The 6734-nt window shown below is 70.3% G+C and carries 6 protein-coding genes; 1 reads left to right on the forward strand and 5 read right to left on the reverse strand.

Going from position 1 to position 6734, the window contains the following annotated elements; genetic code table 11:
• Window positions 1-106: 106 nt before the first annotated feature.
• On the forward strand, window positions 107-919 hold the full coding sequence (locus EO170_RS12755) for an META domain-containing protein (protein ID WP_126945356.1): 813 nt from the start codon (window positions 107-109) through the stop codon (window positions 917-919).
• A gap of 240 nt (window positions 920-1159) precedes the next feature.
• Here EO170_RS12755 and EO170_RS12760 read toward each other — a convergent pair whose 3' ends face one another.
• The 5 genes from EO170_RS12760 to EO170_RS12780 all read right to left on the reverse strand — a co-directional run bounded on the left by EO170_RS12760 (window position 1160) and on the right by EO170_RS12780 (window position 6655).
• The gene (locus tag EO170_RS12760; protein ID WP_126945359.1) at window positions 1160-1771 is read right to left on the reverse strand and encodes a YbhB/YbcL family Raf kinase inhibitor-like protein; all 612 of its coding nucleotides are present in this window, start codon (window positions 1769-1771) and stop codon (window positions 1160-1162) included.
• 353 nt (window positions 1772-2124) lie between these two features.
• A complete protein-coding gene (locus EO170_RS12765; RefSeq protein WP_126945361.1) occupies window positions 2125-4197 on the reverse strand; it encodes a tetratricopeptide repeat protein in 2073 nt (690 codons plus the stop codon).
• 58 nt (window positions 4198-4255) lie between these two features.
• Window positions 4256-5242, reverse strand: a complete 987-nt coding sequence (locus tag EO170_RS12770; RefSeq protein WP_119130125.1) for an alpha/beta fold hydrolase — start codon at window positions 5240-5242, stop codon at window positions 4256-4258.
• Between the two features lie 63 nt (window positions 5243-5305).
• Window positions 5306-6205: a lysophospholipid acyltransferase family protein gene (locus tag EO170_RS12775; RefSeq protein ID WP_180707992.1), complete on the reverse strand. Its 900-nt coding sequence runs from the start codon at window positions 6203-6205 to the stop codon at window positions 5306-5308.
• 21 nt (window positions 6206-6226) lie between these two features.
• Complete coding sequence (locus tag EO170_RS12780; protein ID WP_115675620.1) at window positions 6227-6655, reverse strand: hotdog fold thioesterase; 429 nt, start codon at window positions 6653-6655, stop codon at window positions 6227-6229.
• Between the last annotated feature and the right edge of the window lie 79 nt (window positions 6656-6734).

The following is a 6734-nucleotide window of genomic DNA, read 5'->3' on the forward strand; positions in this document are numbered from 1 at the left end:
GCGCCGGACGCGAGGTGCAGGGCAGATGGCCGGGCAGTGACTTGCGTCATTGCCCTGGCCGCGCGGTGGCGGTATCACTGACGCATCGATCACCGGGAGCCGCCGCATGCGTGCCGTGTTGTTTGCCCCTGCACTGCTGGCAGCGGGCGTGACAGCCTGCGGGTCGGGCGCCGCGCCGGAGCTGCCCAGGTCCGGTGCCGACACTGCTGCCGCCGAGTCGGCCGCGTTGGCCGCAGCGGCTGCCGCCAACGCCCCGCTGCAGGCTGCCCTGCAGGCGCAACACTGGCAGCTGCAGCAGGCCAGCGACGCGCATGGCACCGCCTTGCGCAGCCTGTTCGTCGCCGGCACCGCGCCCTTGCAGCTGGATTTTCGCGATCAACGCATCCAGGTCAGCCAGACCTGCAACGCATTGGGCGCCGATTACAGCCTGGCGCAGGCGCACTTGCAGATCGGCCGGGTGGTGTCGAGCAAACGCCTGTGCGCGCAACCGCGGCGGATGGCCCAGGAACGCGCCGCCAGCGAGCTGCTGTCCGGTCGCTTCGCGGTGGCGCTGAACACCGCGCAGACCACGCCGCAACTGACCCTGACCCGCAGCGACGGCACCCGGCTGGTGTTCGACGGTGTCGCCACCGCCGACACCCGCCATGGCGGCCCCGGCCAGACGCTGCTGATCGAAGTGGCCGCCGACACCGTGCCCTGTCGGTCCGATCCGGCGCGCCACTGCCTGCAACTGCGCGAACAAGGCGCCGATGGACAGCCCGCGACCCGCGCCTGGCAGCCCTTCGATGGCAGCATCGAAGGCTTCGAGCACGAGGCGGGCATCCGTACCCTGCTGCGCGTCACCCGCTACCCGGCCGCCGCGGGCACGGACGCTGCGCCGGTGTACGTGCTGGAGCAGATGATCGAGGCGAGTGGGTAGTTTGGGAATTGGGAATTGGAGGCGGGAATTGGGAATTGGAGGCGGGAAGCGGGAAGCGGGAAGCGGCGACGTGTTGCGTGACCGTTATGCAATGGCGCTTCGGAAGCGACAGCCTGCTCTGCTTGAGGCGCCCGGGTGACGCACGTGCTGATCGCCCTGACATCTCGGTTGCGGCGCTTGCAGCTTCCCTGTCACCACCACCGCGCGGCCTGGTGGCCGTGCAGTGGTGGTGATCTGCACTTAGCGCAGCGCCGGATTCAGCGTGTAGGTGCCGTGCAGGGCCGCCTCGGCCAGCACGTGGCCCTGGATTGCCGACAGCACATCGGCGGCGGTGAAGGTCTCAGGCAGGCTGAGCTGCGCTACGTCCAGCGCGAACACACGGAAGAAATAGCGGTGCACCCGCAGGTCGTTGAACGGCGGGTACGGGCCGTCGTAGCCCAGGTAATTGCCGGCCATGTCGGCATTGCCGGCAAACCACTGGGTATACGAATTCAGGCCCTGGCGCGCCCCGGCCGGGCCGGCCGGCTGCTGCTTGCCCTTGGGCACGAAGCCGTCGCTGCAGCTGCCCGCGGTGATCGCATGCACGTCGGCGGGGATATCGGCCATCGCCCAATGCACAAAATCGGTGCGTGGCTGATCGACCGGGATCTGTACGTCGTCGCGGCCCACGGTTTCCGGCACGGTCGGCACATCCGGGTCCAGGCACAGCAGCGCAAACGAGCGCGTGCCGGCCGGCACTTCGCTCCAGGCCAGGTGCGGGTTGCGGTTGGGCGCAAAGCCCTCGGGCGTTCCGGCGGCAAATTCCACCGCGATCGGCTTGCCGTTTTCGATGCTGTTGCTGGTCAGGCGCATGCAGGAGTCTCCGCGGGAATGAGGCCGACCAGGGTGCCTGGGTCCGCGTCGCAGAGGAAGCCGTCGCCATGGAACCCTCTGGTGCGCGCGGGCGGGTTTATCGCTGCCGCTGCATCACGCCGCCGAACACTGCGGCCGCCGGCGCCGGCTGCGGCGTGCGCGTGCTGCTTGGCGCACCCTCCCCGCGCTCCGACAAGAAGCGCGATATCCAGTCGATACCCAGCCCCGTAGGAGCGGACCTGGCCGCGACGGGGCGTTACGGGGAATGCCTCCGCACCGATGAGGCGTTCCCGATAAAGCCCCGTCGCGGCCGGGGCCGCTCCTACGGGTGTGCGAGCTGCTGCGGGCGGCGCTTAGTCCTGCGGGTAGCCGAAGCGCACCGCGATCAGCGTCAGCAGATCGAATTGCGCGCCCAGTACGTTGCGGTAGCTGCGCCAGCGCCCCGCGGCCAGGCGCGCCGGGCCGCGCGGTTCGACCAGCGGGAAGCGCAGGCCGAACGCCTGCTCCAGCGCGGTGGAGATGCCTTGCGGGTCGCTCTCGATGCCGTCCAGGCGGATGATCCGGTGCGGATACAGGTCGCGCTCGTGCAGCACGGCGAGCTGTTCCAGCGCCGCCAGCAGCCAGTCGGCGGCCTGCTGCGGCGATTGCACGGCCAGCGGTGCCGGCGCGCCGGCCGACAGCCAGTCCAGCAGCATGTCGCGCGGGTCGCGCAGCGCGATCGCCAGCCGGCCTTCGGGCAGGTGCGGGCGCAGCGCGGTCAGCAGGGTGTTGTCCCACCACAGCAGCCAGTCGATGACGTTGCCGTCGTCGATGCCGCGCCGCGGCAGCTGCGCCTTCCAGCCTTCCACCAATGCCATCGGCGCCAGCTCGCCGGACGCCAGCTGCTCGACCGTGCGGTAGCTCTGCAGCGCATCGGACGGCGGCGTGGTGCCATACCGGTCGTCGCGCACCAGCGGGGTGGCCGCGCCCATCACCGCGATCAGGCGTTCGACATGCGAGCCGGGCGTGCCAAAGACGAACAGCGGCCGTGCCGTCACGGTCTCGGGGATGGTCCCGATGTCGGGCCACTGCATCGGCTGCCTGGCGGCCTGCGGCGGCAACGGCAGGCGGTGCTGGGCCTGCTCGCGCTGGAACTGCATCCAGGTGGCCACGGCGGCGTCGGGCTGGCCGGCGCGGTCCTGCACATTGCCCAGCCACGGCCGCAGCACGGTCTGCTGGGGCGCGGGCAGCGAGTCGATCAGCGACTGCACGCAGGCGATCGCCGCCGGTGGGTCGCGCTCCAGCAGGGCTTCGACGATGCGCTGCTCGCCGCTGATGCGGCCTGGCTCCACCGCCACGATCTGGCGGGCCACCATTTCGGCCTGTTCGGCATGGCCCTGCATGTCGTGCACGCGCATCAGCGCTTCCAGCGCCGGCAGATGCTCGGGCATGGCCAGCAGCCAGCGCTCGATCACCGCCTGCGCCTGCGGCCCGCCGACCGGCTCCACCGCCAGCCGTGCCAGCCACAGGTCGTGCGCCGTGGCCGAGGTGGCCAGCGCCGCGTCCAGGGTGTCGCGTGCATCGTCCACCGCGCCCAGCCGCTCCCAGGCGGTCAGCAAGGCGTGCAAGGTGCGCCGGTCGGCCGGCCAATGGGCCAGCGCCAGGCGCAGGTGCGCGGCGGCCTGGTCGGGGCGGCCAGCCTGCAATTCCATCTCGCCGGCGAGCCGGCGCATGGCCGGGATGTCGCCGCCGGGCTGGGCGAACACGCCCTGCATCGCGGCCAGTGCATCGTCCAGGCGGCCCTGGCGCTGGGCCAGCTGGGCGATGAAGGCGCGCAGCGCGGTGCCCGGCGGGTTGAGCTCGACCACGCGCTCGAAGGCGCGCTCGGCAAATGCGAAGTGTTCCTTCTGCAGATACGCAAAGCCCAGCGCGAACATCACCCGCGGGTCATCCGGCAGTTGCTCGGCGGCGCGGGTCAGCAGCGACAGTGCGCGATCGCCCTGGCCGCGGCGCAGCTCCACCACGCCATCGACGGCCAGCAACTGCGGGTGCTCGGGCGCCAGCCGCGCGGCGGTGCGGCTCAGCCGCTGCGCCTCGTCCAGATCGCCGCGCGCCACCGCCAGATGCGCCTGCATCACGTAGGCATTGAACTGGTTGGGGTCGAGCGCGGTGGTACGCGACAACGCGTCGTCCGCCGCAGACAGCGCGCGCGTGGCCAGCAGCAGCCCGGCGCGCAGCAGATGCAGGTCGGCATCTTCCGGCGTCAGCGTCAGCGCGGTTTCGATGCTGGCCAGCGCCAGCGCCGGTTGCCCCTGCTGCTGCAGGGCCAGGCCGAGCCAGCGATGCGCGGCGGCGCTCTCGGGCGCGCCGAGGACCCACTCGCGGGCCAGCGCCACCGCATCGTCGGCCGCATTGCGGCGCAGGGCTTGAAGAATGGCGTCTTGCATGGCGGTGGGCGTGTCCAGGACAAACGCCTATTGTAACGATGCGCGGGGTGGCGCCGACTTACACCTGCGCGGCCAGCCGCTCGGCCACCCAGCGCTCGGCGAATCCGTCGCCGCGGGCGTTTTCCAGAAAGCCGCAGTGGCCGCCCCAGCGTGCGATTTCCAGCTGTGCGTGCGCCGGCAGCTGCCAGGCGGCGAAATCCTCGAACGGAATGACCGGATCGTCCTCGGCCATCAGGATGTCCACCGGCACCTGCAGGCCGGCCAGGCGCTCGCCGGCGATCGAATAACTGTCGAAATACGCTTCCAGCGAGCCGTGCCCGGTGTGCTGTTCGGCCAGCCAGGCCATCAGCCCGCGCATGTCCAGCGCCAGGGTGGCATCGTCGTAGCCATGCTGGTCGGGGAACAGCTTGCGCTTGCGCAGCAGCGACTCGCGCCACTTGCGGCGGAAATACCAGTCGTAGAACTGCGGGCCTTTTTCCAGCTGCAGCATCGTCGCTGCCGGGTCCAGCAGCGGGCATACCGCCGCCACGCGCGCCAGCGGCAGGCCGGCCGCCGGTGCACGCAGCGCCAGCCGCAACGCGAAATTGCCGCCCAGCGAATAGCCCGCCGCCAGCAGCTGCGGCGCGGGAAACCGCCGCCACAGATCGCCCGCGGCATTGACCACTTCCTCGATGCGGTCGGAGTGGAACAGGTCCACGTTGAGGTGGTGCGTGCCACCGTGGTCGCGGAAATTCAGCCGGAATACCTGATAGCCCAGGCCAAGCAGGCGCGCGGCGGTCAGGCGCATGTAGTTGGAATCGGCGCTGCCTTCCCAGCCATGCAGCAGCAGCACCGTGCCGCGCACGGGGGCATCGCCGGGCGGGATGCTCATCCAGCCCTGCAGGCGCACGCCGTCGCCGCCGTCGAGGATGTGTTCGCTGGTGACCGCACCGCTGGCGGCCAAGAGCTGGCGGCTGCGGAGCCGGCGCAAGGCACTGCTGCCCAGCACCGACTGCACGTGCGGATTGCGCAGCCAGCGCGGCGGCAGATAGTCGGAGGCGTTCATGCGCTTATCGGGCCGGACAAGCGGGTGCCGGCCGCAGGGAGGATGCGCGCTTGCATCGTCGGCTCAGGACTCCATCGCGGCGATGATGCGTTGCCGCGAGGTATCGGCCAGGCGGCGACGTCCGTCGATATCCAGCGCACCGATCGGCTCGAGAAAATGCACCTCGGCCAGCCGCGACGGCTCGCCGAGCAGGCGCACGATATTGGCGAAGAAACTCTCGCGCTCGCCGAACGCCACCACTGCCTGCGCATTGCCGCGCTCGCCGTAACGCAGGGCCACCGGCTGCACCGGCACGCCGGCCTCGACCGCGGCCTGGAAGATGCGCGCATGGAACGGGCCGACCTCGGTACCGCCACGGGTGCGGCCTTCGGGGAACACGCCCACCGGCTTGCCGCTGCGCAGGCGCTGCAGCATTTCCTGCAGCACGCCGCCCAGCGACTCGGTATTGCCGCGCTGGTGGAAGATGGTTTGGCCCTTGGTCGCCAGCCAGCCCACCAGCGGCCAACCGGCGATCTCGCGCTTGGCCACGAAGCCCATCACGCGCTGGCTGTGCAGCATCGAGATGTCGACCCAGCTGACGTGATTGGCCACGAACAGGGTCGCGCCCGGCAGCGGGGTGCCGAAGCGACGCAGGCGGAAGCCGAACACGCGCATCAGGTTGCCCTGCCACCAACGGATCATCAGCTCGTCCAGGGTGTCGTCGGGGCCGGTGCGGATGCGCGCCAGCGGCGGCGCCACCACGCACAGCATGGTGATCGGCAGGCAGATGCTCAGATGCAGCAGCAACAGCGGCACCCGATACAGGTACCGGAACCAACGCAGCACGCCGCCAGCGTCGCGCGTGGCGTCCAGGGATGACTCGCTCATTGACGGAACGGGACCGGTACCAGGGGAAGGAAGCGCAACTATTGTGACAGCAGCGTGGCCTGCGCGCAGTGCCCGCGGCGGGTGGCGCTGTTCCACCCATGCACTTGCACGGCGTGCTCAGCCATTGCTGCGTGGCACCACGGCCAGGGTCAGCCGTGACACGCACACGCGCTTGCCGGCCGGATTGTCGATGGTGATGTCCCAGACCTGGGTGCTGCGCCCCACATGCACCGCGCGCGCGGTGCCGGTGACCAGGCCATCGGTGGCGGCGCGCAGATGGTTGGCATTGATCTCCAGCCCGACGCACATCCGGGTGGTCATGTCCACGCACAGGTTGCCGGCGCTGCTGCCCAGGGTTTCGGCCAGCACCACCGACGCACCGCCATGCAGCAGGCCGTACGGCTGCCTGGTGCGCGCATCCACCGGCATGGTGGCGCGCAGCCAGTCGTCGCCGGCATCGGTGAACACGATGCCCAGATGTTCGATCAAGGTGTCGCGGCTGGAGGCGTTGAGGGCGGCCAGGTCGACGGGTTCGCGGAAGGTCATAGGCTGGGGATTGGGGATTGGGGATTGGGGATTGGGGATTGGGGATTGGGGGAATCGGGAATCGGGAATCGGGAATCGG

This window comes from Xanthomonas sp. BRIP62409, from assembly GCF_003992965.1.
GTDB classification, from domain to species: Bacteria; Pseudomonadota; Gammaproteobacteria; order Xanthomonadales; family Xanthomonadaceae; genus Xanthomonas; species Xanthomonas euroxanthea.